Origin of the sequence: Bacillus sp. ISL-34, from assembly GCF_018613325.1 — a bacterium.
Lineage (GTDB): Bacteria > Bacillota > Bacilli > Bacillales > DSM-1321 > Peribacillus.
In genome coordinates, this window is record NZ_JAGGQJ010000021.1 from 74,074 (window position 1) to 99,846 (window position 25,773).

A 25,773-nucleotide genomic window follows, 5' to 3' on the forward strand; every position below is an offset into this window, starting at 1 on the left:
CAGCTATGAAAGTAGAACATTCAAGTTATTATTTTGGTATAAAACATGTAACTATTTTTAATATGCCTCTAATTAGGAATAAACGATTCCAAGGGGGCATCATTTTGTCATCCGATAGAATGATAGAAAGGGCTTGTTCAAATACGAAAAAAGCTTAAGAGCACTTGGCTCTTAAGCTTTTTATGAATCAATCGATATATCTTCTTGCTCCGGCATATTCCTCTCCGTATCCCGATGTTTTTATTTCATCTATCCTTACATGTGTTGAGCTGTTAGGCGAATGGATCATTTTGCCATCACCTATATACATACCGACATGATGGACCCTTCCCTTCCCTTTATCATAGGCAAAAAATAGTAAATCACCTGGTTGAAGATTTTCTTGTTCCACCTTTTTGCCATGTTCCGCCTGAACGGAAGAGTCCCTTGGAATCGTTATTCCATTAGCATGGTACATTGTATAGGTAAATCCAGAACAGTCAAATCCAAAACCGGACATTCCAGCCCATAGGTAAGGAAGCCCTAAAAATTCTTTTCCTGATTCAACGATGTCCTTACCGGTTGGAGCAGGTATTTGATTTTCATTTTGATAAACTGACACGTCCTGCTTTTCTATCCATTTTGCGCCATTACTCGGTGTCATCACCTTCACTTTATCTTTTTTCACCTGTAATAACGGGAGGCGGGTATCGAAGCTGACCTCCATGAATTTGAACCGAAGTTTCGAATCCGAATAAAGCCAAGTCTTTGGGGCATTTACAAGGGCAAATCCTCGTTTAAATTGCTTCTCAAAAGAATTTCCGTCTTTTAATTGTGCCTTTGGCATCCATCCTGGATAACCAATATCATTACGGGGCGTCGGTTGATTGGCAACGGCTACTTTCACCCATTCACCCTGTTCTTCTAGAATCGTCACTTTTGAACCATATAACGCTTGTGTTTCCAGGTTACCTACAAGCCACAGTTTGTCTTCATAATTCATCGAGCCGATCCAGGCATTCATATCAACAGGGTTCGATGCTGAAGGAGCATCGATTTCCCTTAATATTCCAGGCTCAGTCCAAAGAGTGGCCACGTTAACATCTACATAGGCAATTCTCTCCTTTTCTTTTGCATTGGCTTCAATGGGACTGAAAAAACTACCGAGAGCAAATAAAGATAGCACAAAAACGGTTAACCTTTTCAAAATAATCACCCTTCCGAAATAGTTTTTATTGAGTAAATGAGGATTTCCTCTTGACTCCTAGTCCAGGTTTCTCGGAAATGAGAAGTTGATCTTTCATAAATTGAATGCCTTCAAATGGTTCATTCTTAATCCATAATGGAGCATCTAAATCAATCTTCGTTATATTTGGATGGGCGGTTGCCAGATGAGCCGCGGCCGCTACACTCACGGATGATTCCATCATGCTCCCAATCATGCATTCCACCCCGGCTGCTTCTGCCATATCGGCTATTTGGAGTGCACGTCTTATTCCGCCTGTTTTCATTAATTTAATATTTAGGAAATCAACAGCATGTTCATTCAGGAGTTTCATGGCGTCACGGGGGGAAAACAAACTTTCATCGGCCATGATCGGCACTTGGACAGACCTCTTTATTTCTTTCAATCCTTCGATATCATGGGCTTGCACGGGCTGTTCCACCAAATCAACGTTCAGCTTTTTTTCCTCGAGTTCATGAATGATGGAAATGGCTTGTTTTGTTGTCCACCCTTGATTTGCGTCAATCCTGATCATAACCTGGTCGCCAACAGCAGCACGAATGCAGGCAACCCGTTCCACGTCACTCTTCCAGTCTTTCCCCAGTTTTATCTTCATCGTAGAGAATCCGCCATCGATGAGGGATAATGCCGCCTTTGCCATTTCTTCGGGTTCATCAACGCTGATTGTCATATCATTTTTCAGGACATTCGATTTACCGCCAAGATATTGATATAAAGGGAGCTGCCATCGTTTGCTGACTGCGTCGTACAAAGCGATTTCAACAGCAGCTTTCGCACTTGTGTTTCCTACACATGATCGTTGGATCAGCTGAGACAATGCATTGATATTCTCGATGTCGCGGCCAATTAGATGTGGCGAGATCACTTCTTCGATGACCGTCAAGATTCCTTTTGTAGAATCTCCCGTGATGGCAACCGTAGGGGCTGCGGCCCCCAAACCTTCCGTTCCATCCTCCAACTTTACGGAAACCATGATATTTTCAATTTCCATGGCTGTGCGTAATGCCGTCTTGAATGGCTTGACAAGCGGCAAGGTTTCCACTGATACTTGTAAACTTTCAATCTTCATATTAACAACCCTTCCTTAAAAGCTTGAGAGTATATATGATGTAAGAATGCCAAAATAGGTGCCCAGAAGACTGCCAAGTACAGCCATCAATATCCCGACCGGTATTAGCGCCCTGTTGAATGAACCTGCCAATATAGGCGCTGATGCCACACCCCCTATATTGGCCAATGAGGCAACTCCCATTGTAAATAGATCCAACTTAAAGATCTTGGCCAAAATGATCATGATCAATCCATGAAAGAATAGAATCATAAATCCGGATAAAATATACACAGGTGCTTGAAAAAGCTGTGAAAAATCGGCATGGGAAGCAATTAAACCAATGACTATATAAAGCATGACTTTGGAAATTTCCATGGAACCGGCAATACGGCCAACCTTCGTGACAGCCAGGATTAAACCTACGGTCGAAGCGATGATGATCGTCCAAGTGGTACCATTCACTGCGGCACCCAGCACTGGCAGTCTTTCCCCGATTTTGGTTGCCCCTGCTGATACAATTAAAGCCAGCGCCAAGAAACCGATCAATTCCACGAAACCAAATTCCGTCTTGGCGGTTTCCTCCGCTTCAAGCTCGGAAGTCATTTGATCAACGAAAGATGTATCCGCTTTAGTCCAAATATTGAATTTTCCAGCAAGAGGCACCAGCCAAAACAAGAACATGACCCAAATGGAATAATTGACTGTATCCATGATCAACGCATAGCCAAAAATATTTTCCGGCACATCGAGTATGCCTTGCAAGATCACCATATTGGCAGATCCCCCTGTCCAGCTTGCGCTCAAAGCCGAAAATGCCTTCCAAGTTCCTTCAGCATAAAAACCTTTCATTAAGACGTAAGTAAGAGTGAACCCTGCGATGATGCTGAATGAAGCGGCAAAAAAAGTTAACAGCATCTTTGGTCCAAGTCTGATTATTTTTCGCATATCGCATTGCAAAAGCATGAGCATCAACATGGCGGGTAGCAGGAGTCCTCGTATGGTGCTATATGCGCTTTCGACTGACTCACTATCTGAAAAGACCCCAAATGTTTTCATTAGAGCCGCTCCAATATAAATAAGGACAATACCAGGAACATACTTGAAGAACTTTCCTCCGATCTTTTTTTCCGCTACGGCAATCACGGCAGTAAATGCCAATAAAAAACAGACAAACATCACACCATCTTTAATCATATTCCATACCTCCTTATATTTAGGGGATTTCATAATAATAAAATGTAATTTCCATTTCATTAAAACCGGCCAATGAAGTCTTGCGTGGCCCCTACATAAAAAATCCAGCTGCCAAAGAGCGCGTACACACTCTTTAACAGCTGGATTTCAATTGCGACTGACAAAAGAAGCAGCTATAACTTATAAAGTTGATGATATTTAATGCTGGCATTTCTAAGTGCGACAGTCAGTGCTTTCTGGGATGAACCAAAGTAACGTTTCTCAATTTCTTTCTCCAATTCATCGGGCCGAAGAATGGATTTACCCACTAACATGGATTGAATGAAGCGTGATGTAATCGATATCGTAGTCGAGCATTCCGCATCCACTATTTCATGCGTATCACTATCAATGACGAAACCGATAAAAAAGCAATTGAATTGCTGTGTAATCGGATTATTTGACGCAGCCTTCGATTCGCCAACTATATATATTGTGTTCTGCTGAAACATACTTATTATGCCTCCTGCCATTACAGACATCATAACAGGTATAAATAGGGTGACTATCTATATTATTACAATATGAAATGGTTACATATATTCTAATATATATAGCCATCATTTGACAATATATTTTGTATATTATGTCAATTTCCGATTCCTGCGCAAGAGAATAGATAAGTTCTATAACTAATACGCCCATCAACGGAGTATAACTAGGTATTGTTTTAAAAACATGGTTCATGGGTGGTTTTTCGACCTATCCCGCACTTTATTCGACCTTCACATCATTATTCGGAATCCAAATCATGGTTCGGGATCCAAAAGACATTTCAGCCCTTCATATGGCTCATATTTCGCATACAACTCTTTTCGGCGATTGCGATCCTTGAAAGTGGTCGCCGCACCACTTTTTCGATTCTCATAAAGTTCGTCCATATCGACCGTACCTGTAATGATTGTATGTTCATTCAATGCTGCCTCGGCTACTATTCCATTTGCGGGCCAAGCACTGTCACAGGGGCTAAGTATACTGGCACGGCCGTATCCGTTCGGCAGGGGTGACCCTGGTTCACCAACAGTGGGGCAATGAACAAAATATACCTGATTCTCGATTGCACGTGCATGTGCGCAATGGCGAACCCGCCAAAACCCAGCTTCTGTAAATGTGTATGATGGGCAAAAAATGATATCGGCCCCGTTCATTGATAATATCCTTGAAATTTCAGGTATCTCCGCTTCATAACATACCGCTATCCCTATCTTAACCGGACCTACGGAGTAAACTTGCAGATCATCACCTTCGGAAGTATGCCAATTCGCTTCAGCGGGAAAGATATCAGTTTTTTTATGCTCAACGACTGATCCGTCTTTATCAAAAATGTATGCAATGTTGAAGTATTCATTTTCGCGGCGTTCCAAATGCGTGCCCGCAATGATGACCTGCTTTCTTTTTCTTGAAAGTGACCTGAAAAGATCTTTGTATGAATTGGTATATTCATCAATGATGACGGACGAAGCATCTTGTTCTCCAAAGGCCGCTGATAACCCGATGGTTAACAGTTCAGGAAAAATGATATAATCCGAGTCTTCGGGAACTTGGGTGATCAAGTCTTCAACTTTTTTCTGAAATTCATTGAAGGTTGACACTTTTTCTACACGAAATTGACAAGCCGTTATTTTAATTTTCACAAAAGGCCTCCCAAATCTTGTTTTATCAGTTCTACCAGTCAGTAATTCCATTAGCCTTAATAAAAGAAATCAGGATATCTTGTCCAGATCATTCATTTCGTTCCCTTGCATAGTGATATGTTTAGTCAGTGCACTGACGATGAATGTTACTAGTATATTAACTAACAAAGCTATGACACCAGTACTGATATCATTAATTACATGTGGAATACCTGGTAAGAATGTAGCAACCTTCACATCTGCAATTGTCGCATATAAAACAATCAGGACGCCTGCCAATATTCCTGCCATTGCACCATACTTATTGATTATATTGGTTTTTGGTAAACTGCAAAACAAGGAAGGTGCCAGTTGGGTAATTAAACTGTATGACATGATATTCAAAATGGCCAAAGCCTCGCCGCCCGTTACGGTTACAATCAAAGCAATGATTGAGATACCAATAATAATGATCCTAGAGACAATCAATTGATGTGTTTCAGTCGCAGCAGGGACGAGAACTTTGTAAAAGCTATTTGTGAGACCTACCGATGCTGCCATTAGCATGACTGAAGCCGGTACAAGCGCCGTCAACAAACCTGCAGCTCCGATTACCCCTATCACCCATGGATCGAATGTTTGAATCGCCAGCCTTAATAGTGATAGATCTCCATCAGCTCCTTGCAAACCCGGGATTTCCATGATGGCTGTAAATCCAATGAAAAAAACGAAAAGCAGCAGCAATGTGTATAACGGTAAAGCAATCGCATTTTTGCGAAGGGTCCTTTCCCCATTGGACGATAAAACGACCATGAATGTTTGTGGCAGCAAATAAAATCCTAGTGCATTCAGCAAAACGGTGGACACAAACCAGGACTGACTCAATCCCTGATCTGCCAAAACCAACATTTCCGGTTTAGCAGCTTGGACGGTCTCGAACATTGGCTGTATGCCTCCGAAGTATTGAAAAGGAATGTAGATCCCTAAAAAGATAACGACCACCAAAATCATGAAGTCTTTCAGTATGGCTGTCCATGCTGACCCATGAATGCCTGAAATCATTACATAGGTAGTTACGACCACAGCACCGATCACACTTGCAGCAACTGGTGAAATTGCTCCGTAAGATGCTTCGGAAACAATGATGCCTAATCCTTTGAGCTGTATGACTATGTACGGCACGAGGGCTAAGCTTCCCAATACAGCAACGATCATCCCCATTGATCTGCTTTTATATTTTGATGCAAAATACTCTGGCTGAGAGATAATGGAATGACGTTTTGAATATCTCCATATTTTGGGAACGAGCCAATATGACAGGACGTAGGCTAAGAATATATAGGCGGGAACATAATAAGCAGCCGCACCTTTTGAGTAAGCCCACCCACTTCCGCCCAGGAATGTAAATGTTGTATAAATTTCACCTGCTATCAGCAGAAATATGAAGAATGTACCGAAGCCCCTGCCCCCTACGGCAAATTGCTCCATGTCCATATCCTTACCATTTCTTGCTTTTATCCCTAAATAAAGTGCTAGAACCAAGAAGATGGAAATGATGAGTAATGAGATATTCATTCGGAATCACTCCCTTTATTATCAGGATCGAACTTATAGACAATCATCAAGATAATCGATGCCATCACCATCCAAAATGCAACCCAAAATAACAAAAAAGGCATCCCCAATATGTACGGTTCTATTTTATTTGCATAGGGCAATAAACCTAAAAACCCTATAAATGGAACAAAAAGCAATAGCTTAATAGCATCCAAATTATCCCCTCCCCCATTTAGGTTCCTTACATGGATGCATCACCATCAGTCAAGCCGGCTTTCAACCTGAACTGATGGTTTGATAGCACCCTTTGACTGTCTTTACCTGCTTTTAACCAACGGAATATTCATTTTAAGAAGACTGGATGGCAAGGACCGTTTCCAATATTACATTGACGCCTTTTTCACAATCTTCCCAAGTAGTAAGTTCCTCTTCACAATGACTTTTACCGTTGATGCTTGGGACGAAAACCATGGCAGTCGGTATATAACTAGCTATAAACTGTGCATCATGCCCTGCACCGCTTACCATTCTTTTATAGGGAAGGCCTAATGAATTGCTAGATTGCTCAAGCAAATTGCAAATGGACTTGTCGAACCAAACGGTATCTCTGTCCCACAATTTTTTCACTTGGATGTCGCAGCCCCCTTCCGAACCTGCAGTTGTAAGGCTTTCAGTGACTTCCTCCACCTTTTTGATGACTTTGGAATCCTTATGTCTCGCTTCTAAGGAAAAAACCACCTTATTAGGGATAACCGTATGGATATTAGGAAACACATTTACCCTTCCCATCGTAAAAACCAAATCGTCATCAAGCATGCCTAGCTTCTGACGAGCCTCCATAATCAAGCTATTCGCAGTGAAGAAAGCATCTTTTCTCATATTCATCGGGGTGGTTCCTGCATGATCGGATTCGCCTGTAACTTCTATTTCATAGCACACCATACCAAGCACACATTCAACGACACCGATCGTTAGTGATTCACATTCAAGAATGGGCCCTTGTTCAATATGCAACTCCAGAAATGCAGTCGCTTCTTTTAGACGAGACTCTTTATCTCCTGCATATCCTATGGCATTCAAAGCACTTTCGAAAGTCGTTCCTTCGCTATCCGTCTTTTGCAGCATGATGGATTTTTCGAATTTACCTGAAAGAACCCCCGAAGACATCATGGAAGGCTCGAATCTGGCTCCCTCTTCGTTTGTAAAATTCACGATCATTACCGGAATTTTAGGTTTGATATTATTTTCCACCAAAGTCCGCACGACTTCCAAGCCTGCAGCTACACCCAAGATACCATCAAACCGTCCGCCCTTTTTTACGGTATCCATATGTGATCCCATTACAATAGGTGGTTTGTTTTCTAGTCCCGCCAAAGTAGCGTAAATATTCCCCATATCATCAACCTTAATGGTCATACCTAATTCTTTACAGCAATCGCAAAAGTAATCACGGACCAATCGATCTTCTTCGGACAGAGATAGCCGTGTGACTCCGTTGTTTTCTGTACGTCCAAAATCAGCAAATTTCTCTAGCGAACGACTCAGCCTCTCACCATTAATTAATAATTTTTGCTTTTTCATAGCGAATATCCCCCTTTTTTAATAACCTGCTAAATCCCACTTACGTTCGCTTAAGCCAAAAAATGAAAGTGAAGGTCTTGTTGTAATCGAGTAGTTACGCTAGATTATATTTCTACCAATGTTTCCCTATGATAAAGAATCTCCCCATTCAGAATCGTTGATTCAACTTTCAAATCCTTGATATTTTGGGAATCCACTTTCAATATACTATCGTTCAATACTACTAAATCAGCCAGCTTCCCTGCCTCCAGGCTGCCTTTGACATCTTCATCGAAACTCGCAAACGCGCCATTCCATGTGTATAGTTTAATGGCTTCCAATACGCTAATCGATTGAACCGCACCTATTTTCGTTCCAGACCTGCTTGTTCTATTAACAGCAACGTGTATGCCTAATAAAGGGTCGTGATCAGTAACGGGAGCATCGGAACCGCCTGCGGCCAAGATGCCATTATCAATAAAATTACGGGCGGCGTACATGTGGTTGACCCTATTGCCGTAATGTTCAATATATATATCACCGAATTCAAAAGGAAATGGGGGGTTGGGGATTGGGATGATTCCAAGTTCTTTCATCCTCATTTGTAAGTCTGGAGAAGATATTCCGGCATGCTCGATCCTATGTCTATGATCTTTTCTTGGCGATTCATTCAAAGCCTTTTCGACGCAATTTAAATACATCTCTATCGCTTTGTCCCCTTGGGCATGGACTGTGATCTGATAGCCTTTTTTATGTGCTTGACCTAATACTTGATAGATTTCCTCTTCTTTATAATAAAGAATACCGGAATAACCAGGATCACTCGAATAGTGCTCACGGGTAGCAATTGTCGGACCGGTACTGCTGCCATCCGTAAACAATTTGGCTGGTCCGATTTTGAATCTTTCGTCCCCAGTTCCGGTTATGACTCCCGAATCTACCATTTTATTTACAAATTCATGAGAATTATTCAATGAAGCGACCATCGCATAGATACGGACACGAATATCCTTATTTTTTATGGCCTGCTGCATTAAACGGAAGCTTTCAGGACCATATGCACCTGCTTCATGAATGCTTGTTATGCCTGCTGCGATGAAATGATCAGACGCTATTTTCACTGCTTTCAACAGTTCACTTTCAGAATAACTTGCTCTGTCGGCCATTATCATATTTGCCGCTTCAATGAGTTTGCCTGTAATTCTTCCCTCCCTATCTTTTTCAATGATCCCTCCAGTTGGATTCTCTGAGTTCCCATCTACTCCGGCAATCTCTAACGCCCTGTTATTCACCACACTAATATGGCTGCATGTACGGGCTATCATGATGGGATGATCTGTTGAAATAGCATCCAATTCCGCTATTGTAGGATAACGTTTTTCTTTCACAGCAGTCTCATTGAAGCCCCAGGCACGGATCCATTCACCTTTAGGAATCGTCGAGGCTTTCTTCTTCAGATCGATTAACAAATCTTCTACAGATTTGATATGTTCAGCTTTACAACTTACTGCCAATTGGTTGACACCGTACAATATAAGATGAATATGAGAATCTATAAACCCAGGAAGTAATGACTTTCCCTGCAAATCAATCACATTTGTTTCATCTCCGATAAATACCTTGATTTCCTGATTCGTTCCGACTGCCGAGATACGATTACCTTTAATAGCCAGGGCTTCTGCGACTTCATTTTTTGGGTTTACGGTTATGACCTCGCCGTTTATGAACACAATATCAGCTATCAAACAACACACCCCTTCCTTATTGGTCACACTCATTACCAATTCCTAATCCTTTGCTGTCTTCCACTAACAGTTATCGGAATATTCTGTTTTCAACAGATTCATTATATCCATACCAGATTGTGAAATCATTAGACAAATAGTCAAAAATTTCATCGTTTTTTTATACCGTTTATATAATTATGTCTTATTTCCCATGTTTTGCTGCCCAGCCCCTTTTTTATCACGCCTATAGGATTAATCATATTCATAAGGGGACTATAACCAATCAAAAAAAGGATAGATTCAGCTGCTGATATGCTTATCTATCCCGTCATTTTTCAATTTACAACCCATTCAATCTCCCGATAATGCCAATGGTCAAATACTGTTTGTTTGCATTAAAATCCCATGGCCAGTATCGAAGGGTTAATTCGCTTTTATCCACTTTTTCAATAACCGTTTTTACCCCGATCAATGCTGCCCCATAACCTACGTTCGAGGCCAATGTAAAGATGGCATTCAGCCCTTCATTAATGGTATCCATATACTCTGGTTCGATTTTTAAGATATCAGTCCATGTAATACAGAATCCATTTTGCTTGGCACATTTAGATATAGAGTGATTCACTGTACGTACGATCTCATCCCTTAGGTCTAAAATTCCATTCTTCAGCTCTTCTGCGTCTTTATTCTGAAATTGGTTTGCATGATCAGATAGCAGTTCCGTTGCCCAATTATAAAATAGTTGGGTATAAATGGCGGAAGTTGCCACGATATCAAAATCATTATAATAATTAGCAAATACATCTTCAGAAAGCTGGCCTAACCGCTTTCCGCTTTCCTTTAAATATTGAAGAATTTCCTTTGCCGTTTCACCACGATTCAGCATGGAAGATAGATGGTGATCAAAATCCACTTTACCGAGGCCTGTTACATCGATTGCAACAAGTTGAATTTTCTTCCGGGTCCGTTCAGGCAAATTCGCCGTGCCCTTTTCCATACTTTCCATATCGATATCAAATAAATATATGGAGTTGCATTTAGTTGCCAGATACTCTAAATCCAAATCATCGCAATTGCCTGCACCAAAGATAGCCACTTTATCAACGAACGCTTTTTTCGAAAAAACGGCATCGAATAACCCTGTAACTTGGATACGATGCTGTTTCCATCGCAACTTTCTGTATTCATCCCGATTATGATTCATTTTTCTTTGATAGGTTTCCAAGTCAATCTCTCCCTTTAGGGTACTAACTCTTTATATATTGTAACAAAGTATCCCTATAATTTGGAGGGCAGCTAATTTAGATTTCACATAGTAAAAAGAAACATGAAAATGTTAGAATAATATGGGAATTATTATGAAGTAGCAGAGATAACAGGAGGGTGTTTCTTGAGCAAAACAAAAAAGATTTTACTGACTTTACTAGGTGTTTTTTTAATCATCCTGGTCGGTGTGATGATCCTTATGTTGTCATTCACACAGAGTATGAAAGCAGATCCTGATGATGAAAAGAAAGTCCGGGATCAAGCTGAACGATATTTAGAGAATACTTTTGATGAAGGTACCGAAATATATGTCCTATACGACAATATGGGAAACCGGGGCTATTTTGAATACGCAGCTAAAGTGAAACATGAAAAATATGGTACTCAATTTCTAGTTTTCTTTAATGATGAAACAGGGGAAATGGAGGATACATTCCTATCTGATAAATGGCAAGATGATGCAGAAAAAGAAATCAGGCCTTATGTTGAAAAAGAACTGGGTGACGTATTGATTTCCAATGAAATCGGAAATATTGCAGAAAGTGAAGATTGGGAGAAGATTCAAGAAGAAATAGGCGATTATAATCAATTACTCTTGGTCTTTGATGAGGGGATCGGGAAAGAATTGAAAATTGATCCGAATAAACCAGCCAGCTATAAAGATTATGAAGTTTCCCCAACCATTCGGATTACCATTACACGTAAGAAACAGGACGCAGATGAAGACCGCTTTACCGAAATTATCAATGCCCTAAAAAAAGATAGTGTTCTTAAACATGGAAATATGATTGTAGAATATATTAGTTCCAATGGTGTGCCACTTGAAGATGAAGAATGGAGTGAAAAATTTTAAATTCTAACAGTAAGGTAAAGAGCAGCAATCTAGCCTGCCGCTCTTTACCTTTTTTTTTACGGAAAACAAACCCTTCCATATATCTCTTATCTATAGCAAACTATCCTATTTATTGGAATGATTCGTTTCTCACGGTTAACAGATTGGCGAAAAGTTCTTCATTCTCTCATCAAAAAAAAATTTTTTAATATAAAAATGAAAAATCCTTCCATGCATTATAGGAGTAACTGCCCCATTTCCTGAATAAATGTATCTAGTAAAATATATTCAAAACCTTTTGAATCACCCTTAGCGAAAATTTCTGATTGGTAGCGCTATCACTTCCATTCCTGGGATAAAAATCTCAACAATCGCAGGTTTTAAAAGGATTCATCCAACTTCCTTCATACCCCGCACGGTAATACACCATGTTCATAAATAATCAATAATAGGAATTTTAACCCAAGACTTTTACCCTTTTCTTAATCGTATAAATATTCAAAAAAATGTCGAGTTGAGTCATCTATCCTTTTACCCTTATACTAGGGAAGAAAAATCGAAGGAGGAATTACACATGAAGAAGGAAATTTCAATTATTGGTGTGCCAATGGATCTTGGTCAAACTAGAAGAGGAGTGGATATGGGGCCAAGTGCCATCAGATATGCAGGGTTGAGTGAAAGACTTGAAAACATTGGCTATAATGTCCGTGATGAAGGTGATATTAAAGTAGAAATACAGGAAAGAGCACAAAGTGATAGCGACACAAATTTAAAGAATCTGCAGGACGTAGCAGAAGGTAATGAAAAATTGAGTCAAAAAGTGGATGAAGTCATCCAAGCAAATCGTTTTCCTTTAGTATTAGGGGGAGATCACAGTATAGCTATCGGAACATTAGCCGGTTTAGCGAAGCATTCTGAAAACTTAGGCGTAATATGGTATGATGCACATGGGGATTTAAACACTGCCGAAACTTCCCCATCAGGAAACATACATGGAATGTCCCTAGCAGTGAGTTTAGGTCTTGGCCACCCTGCACTGACTAACATTGGCGGATATTCTCCAAAAGTCAAACCAGAGAATATTGTCATCATTGGTGCCCGTTCTTTAGACCAAGGTGAGAAAGAGTTAATCAGGGAAAAAGGAATTAAAGTCTATACGATGCATGAGATTGATAGAATGGGTATGACAAAAGTTATGGAAGAATCGATTGCCTACCTTAAAGAACGTACGGATCTTGTACATTTATCACTTGATCTTGATGGTCTTGATCCAGATGATGCACCAGGGGTCGGAACGCCTGTAATGGGAGGTATTAGTTACCGTGAAAGCCATCTTGCCATGGAAATGCTAGCTGAAGCCAATATCATTACATCAGCAGAGTTTGTTGAGATAAACCCTATATTGGACGAGCATAATAAAACGGCTGAAGTTGCTGTCGCATTAATGGGCTCATTGCTTGGGGAAAAATTACTATATGGAGCGGAAGATCTTATCACTCCAGATTTATTGGCTCATGTTAAATAACAGGACTCTATGTTTTTGGTAGATAGAGAGTTCGTTAAAGTGATGCTCCATAGGAAAAAGCCCATACTTCATTTATGTGCTTCTTCCCTTTGGCGGATGGTCGACATGAATCAATTTACATCCCTAGTTTCCTGACGCTTGGCTTCCTTTTCATTATTAAGCGGCGCTTTCGAAATTAATTCTGCATAGGTACCTATGTTCATTGACTCATGCTTCTTTAATGCAGAAGTAATCTCTTTTCGGAGGGAATTCGACATCATCTAAGAATCAGGATCAAAGCTATTAGACTTGTGAAAACACAAATTCCCTAATAACGTCCCAACATAAATGAAACCGTTTGCACCCATCAGGTAAAGGAGTTTTTCAATGAAAACAGCAGAAAATCAACCAAATGAATTAAAACGGAGCATGAAAGCACGACATTTATTTATGATTTCAATAGGGGGATGTATTGGTACGGGCTTTTTCATCGGTTCAGGCTATACCATTCATGAAGCAGGAGCCTTCGGTGCTATCCTCTCTTACATAGTCGGCGGCTTCATCATGTATTTAACGATGCTTTGTCTAGGTGAACTATCCGTTGCCATGCCTGTTTCCGGTTCGTTTCAGACATATGCGACTAAGTTCATCGGTCCTGGAACCGGGTTTGCCATCGGATGGCTTTACTGGTTAGGCTGGGCCGTTACAGTTGCCTTAGAGTTCTTGGCAGCAGGACAGCTAATGCAAAGATGGTTTCCTGAATCACCCGTTTGGATGTGGTGTGCAATCTTTGCTTTTCTCATCTTTTCACTAAACGCCTTATCAGCAAAGGCATTTGGCGAATCGGAGTTTGTTTTTTCCAGCATAAAAGTATTGGCCATCATACTGTTCATCATCGTTGGCGGTGCTGCTATGTTTGGTATGATTGATATGAAAGGTGGACAAGAAGCTCCATTTTTCTCCAACTTTTTCGCTGAGGGTCTTTTCCCCAATGGGATATCGGCCCTGCTAATCACAATGATTACAGTGAACTTTTCCTTCCAGGGCACTGAATTAATCGGAATAGCCGCTGGAGAAAGTGAAAACCCGGAAAAGGTCATACCAAAATCCATCAAACAAACCGTTTGGAGAACCCTTTTCTTCTTTGTTCTTTCTGTCACTGTACTTTCGGCGATGATCCCAAGGGAAAAAGCCGGGATCTCAGAAAGTCCATTCGTTGTTGTACTTGATAGTATCGGAGTTCCGTATGCAGCTGACATCATGAACTTCATCATTCTTACAGCACTATTGTCAGTGGCGAACTCAGGTCTTTATGCTGCGACACGTATGCTCTACTCGCTTTCAAGGGAAGGTATGGCCAGTCCGAAGCTCGGTTTCGTGAATAAGAGAGGGATTCCGCTCAATGCCCTGCTCATCACCCTCGCGATTGCCGGTTTGTCTTTACTTTCAAGTGTAGTAGCTGCAGACACAATATTTGTCTTTCTTCTCTCCCTTGCAGGGTTAGGTGCACAAATTGGCTGGATTGCCATATCGGCAAGTCTTCTTGCTTTTAGAAGATCCTATACCCGCCAAGGCGGAAAGATAGAAGATTTGAAATTTAAAGTTCCGCTATACCCATTCATCCCCATACTTGCATTAATAACAAACTGCATCGTCATGATCAGTTTAGCATTTGTTCCTGAGCAGCGAATGGCCCTTTATTGCGGGGGAGCATTCTTCCTTGGATGTTATGCGGTTTATCACTTTAGAGTGAAGAAAAACAAGAAAATAGAAACTCCCAAGCAGGAAGTTGAATTAAATGCCGGTAAAAAAATGGTCATTTGATCCAAAATTCCGCGGAGTAGAGTAAGTGGTGAAAAGCAATCTTTACAATCCATTAAGATTGCTTTTCAAAGAAGAAATACCCTGGATGTTATCACACCCAGGGTATTTCTTTTATTTAATCACCATTCCTGCATAGCTCCCCAATGGTAAACCACTGTAAGAATTCTTCCTTTTCCCTACCAGCTTTTTTAGTTCCTCAAACTATACGTTGTAATATTACGCATATAATAGGAAGTTAAATTTTCAGCTTTATTCAGGCAATAAAAACAAATATCAAAACAAAAAAATCATCTTAATCGATGATTTTATATTGTGCAAATTCCTTTAATCTAGGTAAGATAGGCTCTAAAATTTCCTGGGCTATGTAATCAGTATCCAATCCAATGAAACGTTCACTTTCCATGTCGACCGATCTCGCATTTTCCGGGTCATTACAAAAAATAAACGATATGGTTCCGTTATCTTCCGTCATATCTACATATTTAAATGTAATGTCATGTTTTGTAAGACAACTTTCAAACGCAATGCACAATTCATCTATATTTGATTGACTAATAGATGTAAATTTCATATTGATCATCCCCTCTGCTAAAGGATAGCAAAATAAAGCATGAATTTCAAAGCGAAATTCATGTCCCATTCTTATGTTCATGATTCACCTGGCACCTTCGAAAGGGTAAATGACAAAAAAACTTGCCCTTGTTTGGAACATCACCAAATGAAGCCTTTTGATGATGATGGCATTGTTAAGGATTTCCCGAAAGAAAAGAATGTACCCAATCGATTTCATTCATTTACCCACCCTTACCCTGATTTAATTTTTTATATTTCAACATCGATTAATAAGGATTTCCCTAGGCATGACCGCATTTTGTATTGCCGTGATATGCAGCTCCTCATGAATATTCCATGGCATGTCTCATATCTATATACAAACACCTTGTTAGGAGTGGGCCAACATGAAGTCTTTTTATAAAGGAACGCTCATTTTGATTGTCGCAGCGTTTTTTGGGGAATGTATCGAATTTTTAGTGAACATGCTCCTAGCCAGGGAATTACACGAGGAGGGCATGGGGCTTTATATGTCCATATTGCCAATTTTCTTTTTGATATATGTGATTGCCAGCCTTGAATTACATATTTCCATTTCAAAATTCGTTGCGGAAAATAAACAGGCACTGCATTATAATCTTATCATTCATGCTCTTAAAATGGCTGCAGTCGTGGTATTGGTTATGTGTGTAGTCATGCCTTTCATACTTTCCTTCTCATCCATAATGGACAAATACCATCCCTATATTAAATGGCTGCTGATCACATTGATCCCGATAGTTGCCTTTTCATCGATTGCAAGAGGGTATTTCATGGGTGTCCAGCAAATGGGGAAGATTGCCTTTTCCAACTTTTTAAAGGATATCATACAATTCGGCTTGCTTTTCCTTATCTTTAACTTATTTCATTTTAACCAGGAAAAGTCATTGTTGATGGCCTTTTTTGTTTTGATTGGCAGTGAGTTCCTCGTTTTTCTATACTTGATCAACCTTTTGATTCTTCAAATGCGAATCATGAGGCGCGGTACTAATTCGCGGACAACCGGTAAACATGCACGGCAAAAGTTACTGGCGGTTTCACTGCCCACCATGGGGTTAAGGATCTTTCATGCGATAACAAATGCCATCCAACCTTTTTTGATCCATACTGCCCTTCTCTCGGCAGGATTCGGTGCGGTAGTGGCTACAGAGCATTTTGGGATGCTCACTGGAGTTGCGATGACGATCGGCTTCTTCCCAGCCTTTATCGCACATTCCTTGATGATCATGCTCATTCCGAATGTTTCGAATGCTTACAAGAGGCAGGATAAGGAAAAATTGAGGGTTTTATTGCAAAAATCGATGTCTTTCACCGTATTGTATGGAGTTCCGGCTGTGATCTTCATTTATTTCTTTGCGGAACCTTTAACCTCCCTCTTTTTTTCTTCAACATCTGCCGCATACTATTTAAAATTATTATGTCCTTATTTCCTTTTTCATTTTTTTGTCATTCCCATGCAAGCCTATCTCATCGGCCTTGGGTTAGTGAAGGATGCTTTCATCCATACCGTGTGGTCCCATATTGTTGCCTTTTTAATGATGTATATCCTAGGGTCTCAGGCTTCTCTTAATATGGGAGGAATCATTTTAGGAATGAATACTGGTGCTGTATTATTAACTTTCATGCACTACTTGACCATTTGCAAAAAAATCGGCATAAGCATCTTACTGACGAAATCAAGATCGATATCGATAAAGTGAGGCAAAAAAAGTGCCACCCAGCAAAAACCCTTGCTGTTATTGGTTTATAAAGATTTAGATTAAAAATATTGAGCCTTTCCCTGTACATATTACCTTCGTTACTGTATATTTCAACATACTTGGGTAATAATCAAGTAAAATGGTTTAAACTAACCATACAATTGTAATGGAGTGATTTCATGAGTAAAGCTAAGGCTAAGAGCGGAACGGGTAAAGGTACGGGCACAGGTACGGGCAAGAAGGGCTGGAATCGTTGGAAAACAAGTGCCAACAAGAAAAAAAACGCCAAACCATATGTAAGTAAAGGCGTCAAACATTCCAAAGACTCAAAAACATCCGGTCATGTTGCAGGTGACAAGACAGAAAAATAAGTGCTAGTCCTAAAAACCATACAAAATTTTATGTTTGTTCCATATTCTCATACAGGGTGTTAAAAGATCTGTATGAGAGAAATGGGTCTTATAGATATACGGGCGATTTCCATATGAATCATAAGAGTACGGCTATTATACATACCATCAAAAAAGACACTCCAAATCCCGGTAGTGTCTTTGTTTTTATATTTTCTTTTTATCTAAATTGGCTTTTGGGTTTGATAGCATTGATTTTTTTCGGGGAAAACTCTGTACGGAAACCGTTAGTGGCTTTTTTAACAGAGTCTGTAACTGAATGTATCGCTTCACCCACATCCTGGGCAGAATCCAATAATGGTTCAACCGTTTTCATTTTAGTTTTTACATCGTCGGTGATTTCATTTGCAGTTTGCAATAGTTGTTTCGATTCGCCGGACAGATCGTGGATGGCATTTCTCACTTCAACCAATGTTTGATTGGCTTCACCTATCGTGACCATTCCCTTTTGAAGGGTACTGATTAAAAATACGACCAACCATATGAAGGCTAAAGCGATTGCAGCCACACTATATTGAATAATCAAGATAAAGCTCCCCCCTCTAAATTAAATAGTAGAAACTATTACTTCAAATATGTTAGTGGATCCCGGGGTGCCTGTTTTTTTAATGATAAATGGTACTATTTGATTTTGATTTGAACCCCCTCAGCTTCAGTTCGAGTCGAAGGAGCTGTCGGAGTGGATAAATCCTTAGGGCGGCCTTCCAAACTGGCTTCTTTCATGGAATTGGTTACATTATGAATCATTTCCCCAACATCTTGGGCGGATTCTAGCAATGGATCGACATTTTCCATCTTCCCTTTTACATCCGCTGTAATTTGATTGGCAGAGTGGATCAATTGTTTGGACTCTTGCGTCAATCCATGTACTGCATTCCTTACCTCTTCCAGTGTCTTATTTGTTTCTTCGAGCGTTCCCATTCCTTTACGCAGCGTCTGGTTGACATTATATATCAAATACACTACCGCACCGGAGACACTGGCCACACTTAATTTAATGAACATTTTCATATATCCACTCCCTTCATTTTAATTTATGCACTGTCCTTTCCATTCATTCCCTAAAGTCCATCACTTGTCCGGTCAGTTTTAAAGAACCATTACCTTCTCCTAAAAGAAGTTTAAAGGGTGATTTAAAGGATAATAGTAAGGGAGAGACCATATTTAGGAGGAGATTTGTTCATGACACATGAGAATTATTCATCTGTTATCCAAACTTTAAATGATTGTATGACCGCGTGTAATCATTGTTACGACGCATGCTTAAAAGAAGATCATGTAAACATGATGGTCGAATGCATTCGCTTGGATCGGGAATGTGCGGAAATTTGCTCTTATTTAGAACAGGCGATAGGGAGAGGAACATCGTTTATTTCAGAGTTGGGTGAAGTTTGTGCCAAGATTTGTGAAAGCTGCGGAAACGAATGTAAAAAACACGATCATGAACATTGTCAAAAATGTGCTGAGGCATGCTTGAAATGCGCGGAAGAATGCAGAAAATTAGTCGCTTGATGTAAGGAATAGCACTAAGCTATTCCTTTTATTATGTTTCCCCCTTACCTACCCATTACTTTATTAAATCTATTAATGGATGATGATATAATAGATATATTCTAGCGAGGTATATGTTGAAATTCTTTAATGACAATATATATTTTAAAGAAGAAATATTTAAAATACCAAAAACATATATTGAAAACCGCCCTTTTTAGGCACACTAGTATTAAAAACAGGAGGATATTATGACACCTCGGAATGTTACGCATAAAGATGATTTAGAAGTGAAAGATACCCCCGCTTCACCTGATAAGGAAAGTGAAACAGCCAAACTCAATCGATTATTAGGTGCGGTCATGCGATATTTATCAGATGATGAGCAAGAAGAAATTGATATAGAGTATCTTCTCGAGAACACCGAAGGGCTGCGGGATTGGTGGAGCGAATATAGGGAGCTTGATCGGAAACGGGTCGAAGAAGAAATAAAAAATTCCCTGACAGATCTATCCCTTGAAGAACTTGAAAACATCCGTGAACAAATCCGCACAAAGGAATAATAAAAAAATCCCTGCATGGGGATTTAACCGGGTCATGCAGTTTTTTTACTTTCCTATTATATACAAACACATTTTTTTGAATTATAAATCATTCCGTCATCGGCACCAGAAATCCTTTATTCAACACTCAATGAAACTTAGTTCCAGTTGATTTATCATGTAATCCACTAACGCATGCAATGGATTTAATACTGTCTTTCCTGTCTCAAGTTCATATCTTTTAGCTGCTTCGACCATTGAAAGTTGAGCCACCGACAGCAGTCTTTTTTCGTTATTAAACTGGTATAGGAAGTTCATGATTTCCTGGTTATATTTCTCTCCCAATCCCTGCATAATCAATTCAAAGGCATTGTCGATAATGATAACTTCAATATCCAAAGCCCCATATTTTTCAGCATGGGCATTTAAACGTTTGACTGTTCCTTCAACAGTTGCTGGGTTCGTGAATAAAAGCATTTGCGGTTGCCGCAATTGGCATATTTGTTCAAAGTATGGTTCATCGATTTTAATGATAGGCATGGATAAACGTAGTTGTTCTTCGTTTATAAAGGCGATGTAGTTTGTACAGGTTATCAAAATGGCATCCACTTTACATTCGGCAATCCATTCGACTTGTTCTTTTACCCTTTTTTGAGCATCCGAATCGTTAAAATTTTCATCCGATGACACCCGATGCATCAATCCCGGATCTACAAAATGAAGCCATTCAATATCGAATTTCGAGAATGCGGTTTCGATGTATTCTATATTTGTATAGTGTGCATGCAAACAGCCTACCTTTTTTTTCATAAATCTCCCGCTTTCATCGTTTAGTATTCTGATTATTCTAACACAAAAAGCGGCGTTACATTGACTGCTACCGGGAAAAAAGATTATAGCCATAGCCCTCCTGCCATTATCGGGGGATAAAGTCTGCTTCTTTGAGCCAGAATGCTCAGCTGGTATGAATCCGGCTCTCGAGCATATATTTATCAAGGCGATATCAAAAGGAATCATCAGGAAAACAAGCTTGTTTTAGAATAAAAAAATTATCAAAAAGATAAAAATCATTATATTGGAGAGTGTTCACCATTCTTTATTTAATTGCGATTGCTTTCCCTCCATTAGCCGTATTATTAGCCGGTAAACCCATTCAGGCATTGCTTAATTTGGTCCTCACACTATTTTTTTATGTCCCTGGTTTAATTCATGCAATCTTAGTGGTGCATGATAAGAAAGCTGATAAACGAATGAAGCAGCAAGCAGCACTTATTACTAAATCGAAACAAACAACTAAGTGATTCATACAACCACTAATAACCCGAATGACGACACCAAGGTGCACTTTATTCGGGTTATTACTATCAAAGAATTCGTTTAATTGAATCTGTGCGTCTTCCTGCGCCCTCTATGATAACAAGCATCACAAATTTGAAAACGTGAGTCATCCGGCAGCCTTTTTCCACAGCGTTTGCATTTTTTTTGATAATTCAACATTTCGTCTTTTAACTGATCATGAACGCCATCACTGATTTCTTCACGAATACGCTCCCAATAAACAGCTTCCGTCCGCTTACCCATTCGATATAAAAATAATAGATGAAGACCTATCGCTTTATACGATAGCTCCAATTCCTCCAAATTTCTAGTCTTGATGATCGGTTCAGGAAGGTCACTGCTCTCGGCAATCGCTTCGACCGTTTCCAGCCACTGTCTGATCAGACTTGGTTCTTTTGCCGAAAAAGGAATATGCAGGAAACCATATAAATCCATTAAGGAAAACCGCGCTTCGATTTCAGTATCTCGTATCAGTTCGTAAAGCTCCTTTTCTTCCGATAGCGATGCTTTTTTCGTGCCTTTAGGAGGCTCAAACCTCTCCCACATTTCGAAAAATGTTCCTAGATCCCTGTAATATTTTTGAAACCGTTCAAATACAGCTGAGGTTGGGGCGATAGTGAAGGTTTGAACTGGCTCATCCACCTGTTCCAGCAACTTATTCATGATTTTGATGTCTGCTGTAAATGCCACCTTGCCCGTGTCGTAAATCCCTTTTCTTCCCGCTCGGCCAGCGATTTGTTTGACTTCTTGAGAAGTCAGCCTTCTTCTCCGTGTCCCGTCGAATTTTTCATTTTCAAGAAAGACGATACGGCGTATTGGCAAATTCAACCCCATTCCAATCGCATCGGTGGCAACGACGACTGATGTTTCACCGCGATTGAATAGCTCTATTTGACGTTTTCTATTTTCAGGAGGCATACTGCCGTATATCATGCTGACATTATGTCCACTCTCTTTTAGGCGGGACGCGGTTTCAAGTACCTGCCTTCTCGAAAAACAAATGAGCGCATCCCCTTTTTTTGTATACTTCAGTCCAAACTCCCTTTGTTCTACCTCAAGCGGTATTTCCCGTCTGTATTCGTGGAGTTCTAAATCAGCTTCATTCAGAAGGTTCAGAAGCATCATTTTGATATTATTGCTCCCGATAATGTGTACCTCTTTCGCATTTGCTTGCGTGATTGCCCTAAACCATGAAAAGCCTCGATCTTTATCGGCAATCATTTGGGCTTCATCTATGACGATTACTTCGTGGTAGTCTTTTTCATGAAACATTTCAACGGTGCTGGAAACATGATTTGCACCCTCTACTGCCTTTTCTTCTTCACCTGTTTTTAATGAGCAAGGTACACCGTCCGCATTTAATTTATCAAACACTTCAAGGGCTAGCAGTCTAAGGGGAGCTAGGTACAAACCGCTTTCCGCTTCTTTCATTTTTTCCAGGGCCTTATGCGTCTTCCCGGTATTGGTCTCTCCTATATGCAAAACATATCTAACTTTTTTCCCTAATGATGGAGTATAGGCCTTACCGATGATGTCATCAATCATCCTCTGTTCTTCTGCCCGCTTCCTGGCTTGCTCTGCCAATACTTCAGCTTTTCTTCTCTCTCTGTTCTCCACGTCTTTTTCGTATATTTCTTCGTGCAATTTTTCATTAAAAGGGATTCCTTCAAGCTTCAGTAAATCAGAAAGGTATTCTTCCTGAAGTTCATTAAAACAGGACTGAGACAAATCGGCCAATTCATCGCTTAGTATACCTTGAAGGGCATCAACCGTCAGCCTTTCCCCATATGACTCCAAAAAATCATGATGCAGTGCAGCAGATAGATGGTTCAAGTATTTGTCAGGGGCTAATTTGATTATGAAATCCGAAACTAATCTTTCATACCTGTAGAAGTAATTTTCATATTCATAACGGTTCCTTCCCCAACCGATCAACGAGTGAATATCGCCTGTCAGCTCTTCAAAAAAATCAGTGACCATCAGGTATTCGGAAGCTTGAAAAGCTCCTTCTTCAACCAATTGCTCTTCAAGCAAGTATGGATCGACATATTGGAATTTAGGCTTATTTTTAAAATCTTTTGTCAAGATTCCAGCAATATAATACCTGACGTGTAAATATATAAGAAGTGAGTTATTTTCGAAAAAGCTATTTGCCTCTTCTTGCAGCCTTGCGCGTATCTTCCAACGCTGCTTGGCAAGCCGCTGTTCTTCTTGTCGCCTAAAGAATTTTTCCCTTGCATTTTTATATCTCTTTTCCCACTCTTCTTGATTATCAGCAAAAGTTTTTTTAATCCATGTTAAGCCATCAAACGGGCGATACTTCTTTAATTCGTTCCGGAACATGCTATTGATCAGCTTATGATCTGAACCTTCCGTTACAAAGCCCCTTTCGCTTAAAAACGCCTTTTTTTCCTTTCTGGGAACATCATTTGATGCTTTATTTATCCAAACATTTATCCAAATTTGCTCAATAAAAGTCGTCCTGTCTGATATATATACTGAATAAGAAGGCATTGTCTCTTGATTCTCTAAATAAAAATCGATATCCTGGATTATTTTTTCCTTTGTATTCTCTATAGCAATAGGATATATACTTTCTAATTTTCCCATAATGATCCCCTTTTGAATTATCCAATATGTACTTTATTACTTCCTTTTATCCTCCCCAAATTTTTGTTTAAAATGAGCGCGGTACATTCGTTTTATCTATTTTAAATTCTGGTGCTCCGTTATCATGAGAAGGTGAAGAAATGCCAGGATGCTTTACTCTCCAAAGTAAATATGAAAAAGCTACCAAATATGTACATTGGAGTTACTCTTACCATATCATTTACAGTATAATCCAAGATGAATGGACTGATCATTGAGGTAGACTTTATGAAGTGAAGCCCATTCCGGAAATCCAAAAACGGATACACAGATTAGCTATTTTGTAATCAGGCAAATAAAAATTTAATGATATTAAGTAAAAGCCGAAAATAATGTAAAGGTCAATTTTTTAACTTTCTCGATTACATTATTCAGCCATAAAACGAATCCAACCCTTAATTGAGTTTAGTGGAAATCCGGACAACTGTCACGATATTGAGATTCCGTTTTAGTGTCTTTGGCGTTCAATATGTGAAATAACATCCGGAAATCTAAAAAGAATATAGATAAAAGAGGAGCCTGAGAATGATTCAGCAAGATATCAACTATTATAAAAATTTCGATTCCATCGCTAAGGAAGTATTAGCACTATTAGCTCAAACCATTGAGGTCAATACATTTTTCCTTTCTATATTGAATCCCATACAGAGTTTCATGATCAAATCCTTCAATAGAAATGCAAAGTTAATTTGTGAAGGTGACATCCTTCCTTATAATATGGTTTATTGCAAATTAGTTGTTGAGAACGGCATGGAACCACTCGTTATCCCGAATTTGGGTGAACATGAATTGACTAGTGGCCACCCCGCAACGAAGTTTATAGGGAATGGGTGTTTTATGGGAGCCCCCCTAATAAATGAGGGTGAAATCATTGGGACATTATGTGCATTCGATATTAAACCTCATGTTTTCAAAGAATATGACCTGATCCTCATTAAGTCTTTGGCAGCTTTGATCAGTCATACCATCAATCTTGAAAAAGGGATTATCAGGGATCCTTTGTCAGGTCTTTATAATCGGAACTTCATTTATAATTATTTTGATTATCATAAAGATAAAACAAACGATGAAATGGCCCTTCTTTACATCGATCTTGATCATTTTAAATTTTTCAATGATACCTTTGGCCATGATACCGGTGACGACGTTATTAAAAAGGCAGCGGAATGTTTTTTGCAAACCGTCCCCGAAGGCAGTCATGTGGCTCGAATCGGCGGTGATGAATTCATTGTATTATTACATCCATCGCATTGTGATGATTTAATGAAAAGCACTCAGCAAAACGCTGAATTATTATTGAACCGTTTATCCACCATGCCCATTACCATAAATGGAAATGATCATTTTGTATCAGCTAGCATAGGGATAAGCTTTTATCCTCATCATGGTACGGAAATGGACTCACTTTTGAAAAAAGCGGACCGTTCCATGTATATGGCTAAGAAATCCGGCCGTAAGAATATTCAATACTTCCACCCGCAGTGATGATCTGAAAAATAAAAAAACCAGTTCTCCTTAGAGACTGGCTTTCTTTTACCTTAAAAAAATCCACCGTTTAGCTTTCAGCCTTTGCAACAGCTTGAGCAGATCAGCATTTCCCTTATGTATCCGTTTCTCGGATGGTGAAGCGGAGGGGACCGGGATGTTAACTCTTTCGGGT

Annotated in this window: 25 protein-coding genes; 9 read left to right on the forward strand and 16 right to left on the reverse strand. The window is 39.7% G+C overall.

All coding sequences use genetic code 11. The features are described from left to right. Nucleotides 1-187 precede the first annotated feature (187 nt). The 10 genes from J7E52_RS14870 to J7E52_RS14915 form a co-directional block, all read right to left on the reverse strand. Nucleotides 188-1,186 carry a C40 family peptidase gene (locus tag J7E52_RS14870; protein ID WP_286197781.1) on the reverse strand — a complete coding sequence of 333 codons (999 nt, stop codon included), beginning with the start codon at nt 1,184-1,186 and terminating at the stop codon, nt 188-190. Between the two features lie 25 nt (nt 1,187-1,211). After that, nucleotides 1,212-2,294, reverse strand: coding sequence for a dipeptide epimerase (locus J7E52_RS14875; RefSeq protein WP_214747856.1), 1,083 nt, complete (start codon nt 2,292-2,294; stop codon nt 1,212-1,214). Between the two features lie 15 nt (nt 2,295-2,309). Then, nucleotides 2,310-3,470, reverse strand: a complete 1,161-nt coding sequence (locus J7E52_RS14880) for a DUF819 family protein (protein WP_214747859.1) — start codon at nt 3,468-3,470, stop codon at nt 2,310-2,312. Nucleotides 3,471-3,643: 173 nt separating this feature from the next. Continuing rightward, nucleotides 3,644-3,961 (reverse strand): DUF3870 domain-containing protein, encoded by a 318-nt coding sequence (locus J7E52_RS14885; protein ID WP_214747862.1) that lies wholly within the window; start codon nt 3,959-3,961, stop codon nt 3,644-3,646. A gap of 297 nt (nt 3,962-4,258) precedes the next feature. Next, nucleotides 4,259-5,143, reverse strand: coding sequence for a nitrilase-related carbon-nitrogen hydrolase (locus J7E52_RS14890; protein WP_309476893.1), 885 nt, complete (start codon nt 5,141-5,143; stop codon nt 4,259-4,261). 69 nt (nt 5,144-5,212) lie between these two features. Further along, nucleotides 5,213-6,697: a sodium:solute symporter family protein gene (locus J7E52_RS14895; RefSeq protein WP_214747868.1), complete on the reverse strand. Its 1,485-nt coding sequence runs from the start codon at nt 6,695-6,697 to the stop codon at nt 5,213-5,215. Beyond that, on the reverse strand, nt 6,694-6,894 hold the full coding sequence (locus J7E52_RS14900; protein ID WP_095393819.1) for a DUF3311 domain-containing protein: 201 nt from the start codon (nt 6,892-6,894) through the stop codon (nt 6,694-6,696). Before J7E52_RS14900 ends, J7E52_RS14895 begins: the two co-directional genes overlap by 4 nt. 133 nt (nt 6,895-7,027) lie before the next feature. Beyond that, nucleotides 7,028-8,260: a Zn-dependent hydrolase gene (locus J7E52_RS14905; protein WP_214747872.1), complete on the reverse strand. Its 1,233-nt coding sequence runs from the start codon at nt 8,258-8,260 to the stop codon at nt 7,028-7,030. 104 nt (nt 8,261-8,364) lie between these two features. After that, the gene (locus J7E52_RS14910) at nt 8,365-9,984 is read right to left on the reverse strand and encodes an amidohydrolase (RefSeq protein WP_214747876.1); all 1,620 of its coding nucleotides are present in this window, start codon (nt 9,982-9,984) and stop codon (nt 8,365-8,367) included. Between the two features lie 322 nt (nt 9,985-10,306). Further along, nucleotides 10,307-11,191, reverse strand: a complete 885-nt coding sequence (locus J7E52_RS14915; RefSeq protein ID WP_214747878.1) for a hypothetical protein — start codon at nt 11,189-11,191, stop codon at nt 10,307-10,309. Between the two features lie 165 nt (nt 11,192-11,356). On the opposite strand from J7E52_RS14915, the gene J7E52_RS14920 reads away from it, so the two are divergent. The 3 genes from J7E52_RS14920 to J7E52_RS14930 all read left to right on the forward strand — a co-directional run bounded on the left by J7E52_RS14920 (nt 11,357) and on the right by J7E52_RS14930 (nt 15,392). Next, the gene (locus J7E52_RS14920) at nt 11,357-12,085 is read left to right on the forward strand and encodes a hypothetical protein (RefSeq protein ID WP_214747881.1); all 729 of its coding nucleotides are present in this window, start codon (nt 11,357-11,359) and stop codon (nt 12,083-12,085) included. Nucleotides 12,086-12,638: 553 nt separating this feature from the next. Beyond that, complete coding sequence (gene rocF, locus J7E52_RS14925) at nt 12,639-13,589, forward strand: arginase (protein ID WP_214747884.1); 951 nt, start codon at nt 12,639-12,641, stop codon at nt 13,587-13,589. A gap of 366 nt (nt 13,590-13,955) precedes the next feature. Next, nucleotides 13,956-15,392, forward strand: coding sequence for an amino acid permease (locus J7E52_RS14930; protein WP_214747887.1), 1,437 nt, complete (start codon nt 13,956-13,958; stop codon nt 15,390-15,392). A gap of 292 nt (nt 15,393-15,684) precedes the next feature. On the opposite strand, the gene J7E52_RS14935 is transcribed toward J7E52_RS14930, so the two are convergent. Together J7E52_RS14935 and J7E52_RS27020 are read right to left on the reverse strand one after the other, a co-directional pair. After that, on the reverse strand, nt 15,685-15,963 hold the full coding sequence (locus J7E52_RS14935) for a hypothetical protein (RefSeq protein WP_214747890.1): 279 nt from the start codon (nt 15,961-15,963) through the stop codon (nt 15,685-15,687). An 84-nt stretch (nt 15,964-16,047) separates the two neighbouring features. Then, entirely contained in the window at nt 16,048-16,182 is a 135-nt protein-coding gene (locus J7E52_RS27020; RefSeq protein WP_286197782.1) for a hypothetical protein, read from the reverse strand. Between the two features lie 169 nt (nt 16,183-16,351). Here J7E52_RS27020 and J7E52_RS14940 point away from each other — a divergent pair, with 169 nt between their 5' ends. Together J7E52_RS14940 and J7E52_RS14945 are read left to right on the forward strand one after the other, a co-directional pair. Continuing rightward, a complete protein-coding gene (locus J7E52_RS14940) occupies nt 16,352-17,683 on the forward strand; it encodes an oligosaccharide flippase family protein (protein ID WP_214747893.1) in 1,332 nt (443 codons plus the stop codon). Between the two features lie 179 nt (nt 17,684-17,862). Further along, nucleotides 17,863-18,054, forward strand: coding sequence for a DUF3934 family protein (locus tag J7E52_RS14945; protein WP_214747896.1), 192 nt, complete (start codon nt 17,863-17,865; stop codon nt 18,052-18,054). 199 nt (nt 18,055-18,253) lie between these two features. On the opposite strand, the gene J7E52_RS14950 is transcribed toward J7E52_RS14945, so the two are convergent. Together J7E52_RS14950 and J7E52_RS14955 are read right to left on the reverse strand one after the other, a co-directional pair. Further along, nucleotides 18,254-18,619, reverse strand: a complete 366-nt coding sequence (locus J7E52_RS14950; RefSeq protein WP_214747899.1) for a DUF948 domain-containing protein — start codon at nt 18,617-18,619, stop codon at nt 18,254-18,256. 95 nt (nt 18,620-18,714) lie between these two features. Then, nucleotides 18,715-19,104, reverse strand: coding sequence for a DUF948 domain-containing protein (locus J7E52_RS14955; protein WP_214747902.1), 390 nt, complete (start codon nt 19,102-19,104; stop codon nt 18,715-18,717). Nucleotides 19,105-19,275: 171 nt separating this feature from the next. On the opposite strand from J7E52_RS14955, the gene J7E52_RS14960 reads away from it, so the two are divergent. Next, nucleotides 19,276-19,605 (forward strand): four-helix bundle copper-binding protein, encoded by a 330-nt coding sequence (locus J7E52_RS14960; RefSeq protein WP_214747905.1) that lies wholly within the window; start codon nt 19,276-19,278, stop codon nt 19,603-19,605. Nucleotides 19,606-19,835: 230 nt separating this feature from the next. After that, complete coding sequence (locus tag J7E52_RS14965) at nt 19,836-20,147, forward strand: hypothetical protein (protein WP_214747908.1); 312 nt, start codon at nt 19,836-19,838, stop codon at nt 20,145-20,147. 120 nt (nt 20,148-20,267) lie between these two features. Here J7E52_RS14965 and J7E52_RS14970 read toward each other — a convergent pair whose 3' ends face one another. After that, nucleotides 20,268-20,936 carry a hypothetical protein gene (locus tag J7E52_RS14970; RefSeq protein ID WP_214747911.1) on the reverse strand — a complete coding sequence of 223 codons (669 nt, stop codon included), beginning with the start codon at nt 20,934-20,936 and terminating at the stop codon, nt 20,268-20,270. Nucleotides 20,937-21,217: 281 nt separating this feature from the next. Here J7E52_RS14970 and J7E52_RS14975 point away from each other — a divergent pair, with 281 nt between their 5' ends. Next, nucleotides 21,218-21,427 carry a YqaE/Pmp3 family membrane protein gene (locus tag J7E52_RS14975; protein ID WP_214748116.1) on the forward strand — a complete coding sequence of 70 codons (210 nt, stop codon included), beginning with the start codon at nt 21,218-21,220 and terminating at the stop codon, nt 21,425-21,427. A gap of 76 nt (nt 21,428-21,503) precedes the next feature. On the opposite strand, the gene J7E52_RS14980 is transcribed toward J7E52_RS14975, so the two are convergent. Beyond that, complete coding sequence (locus J7E52_RS14980) at nt 21,504-24,074, reverse strand: helicase-related protein (RefSeq protein ID WP_214747913.1); 2,571 nt, start codon at nt 24,072-24,074, stop codon at nt 21,504-21,506. A gap of 564 nt (nt 24,075-24,638) precedes the next feature. Here J7E52_RS14980 and J7E52_RS14985 point away from each other — a divergent pair. Next, nucleotides 24,639-25,598, forward strand: a complete 960-nt coding sequence (locus J7E52_RS14985) for a sensor domain-containing diguanylate cyclase (protein WP_214747916.1) — start codon at nt 24,639-24,641, stop codon at nt 25,596-25,598. The last annotated feature ends 175 nt before the right edge of the window (nt 25,599-25,773 follow it).

Excerpts from the sequence above, each read along its gene's own strand:
- J7E52_RS14930 (WP_214747887.1), top strand. The coding sequence starts at position 13,956 with ATGAAAACAGCAGAAAATCAACCAAATGAATTAAAACGGAGCATGAAA.
- J7E52_RS14945 (WP_214747896.1), top strand. The coding sequence starts at position 17,863 with ATGAGTAAAGCTAAGGCTAAGAGCGGAACGGGTAAAGGTACGGGCACA.
- J7E52_RS14980 (WP_214747913.1), bottom strand. The coding sequence starts at position 24,074 with ATGGGAAAATTAGAAAGTATATATCCTATTGCTATAGAGAATACAAAG.
- J7E52_RS14895 (WP_214747868.1), bottom strand. The coding sequence starts at position 6,697 with ATGAATATCTCATTACTCATCATTTCCATCTTCTTGGTTCTAGCACTT.
- rocF (WP_214747884.1), top strand. The coding sequence starts at position 12,639 with ATGAAGAAGGAAATTTCAATTATTGGTGTGCCAATGGATCTTGGTCAA.
- J7E52_RS14880 (WP_214747859.1), bottom strand. The coding sequence starts at position 3,470 with ATGATTAAAGATGGTGTGATGTTTGTCTGTTTTTTATTGGCATTTACT.
- J7E52_RS14960 (WP_214747905.1), top strand. The coding sequence starts at position 19,276 with ATGACACATGAGAATTATTCATCTGTTATCCAAACTTTAAATGATTGT.
- J7E52_RS14885 (WP_214747862.1), bottom strand. The coding sequence starts at position 3,961 with ATGTTTCAGCAGAACACAATATATATAGTTGGCGAATCGAAGGCTGCG.
- J7E52_RS14875 (WP_214747856.1), bottom strand. The coding sequence starts at position 2,294 with ATGAAGATTGAAAGTTTACAAGTATCAGTGGAAACCTTGCCGCTTGTC.
- J7E52_RS14965 (WP_214747908.1), top strand. The coding sequence starts at position 19,836 with ATGACACCTCGGAATGTTACGCATAAAGATGATTTAGAAGTGAAAGAT.
- J7E52_RS14985 (WP_214747916.1), top strand. The coding sequence starts at position 24,639 with ATGATTCAGCAAGATATCAACTATTATAAAAATTTCGATTCCATCGCT.
- J7E52_RS27020 (WP_286197782.1), bottom strand. The coding sequence starts at position 16,182 with ATGAAATCGATTGGGTACATTCTTTTCTTTCGGGAAATCCTTAACAAT.
- J7E52_RS14940 (WP_214747893.1), top strand. The coding sequence starts at position 16,352 with ATGAAGTCTTTTTATAAAGGAACGCTCATTTTGATTGTCGCAGCGTTT.
- J7E52_RS14905 (WP_214747872.1), bottom strand. The coding sequence starts at position 8,260 with ATGAAAAAGCAAAAATTATTAATTAATGGTGAGAGGCTGAGTCGTTCG.
- J7E52_RS14970 (WP_214747911.1), bottom strand. The coding sequence starts at position 20,936 with ATGAAAAAAAAGGTAGGCTGTTTGCATGCACACTATACAAATATAGAA.
- J7E52_RS14935 (WP_214747890.1), bottom strand. The coding sequence starts at position 15,963 with ATGAAATTTACATCTATTAGTCAATCAAATATAGATGAATTGTGCATT.
- J7E52_RS14955 (WP_214747902.1), bottom strand. The coding sequence starts at position 19,104 with ATGAAAATGTTCATTAAATTAAGTGTGGCCAGTGTCTCCGGTGCGGTA.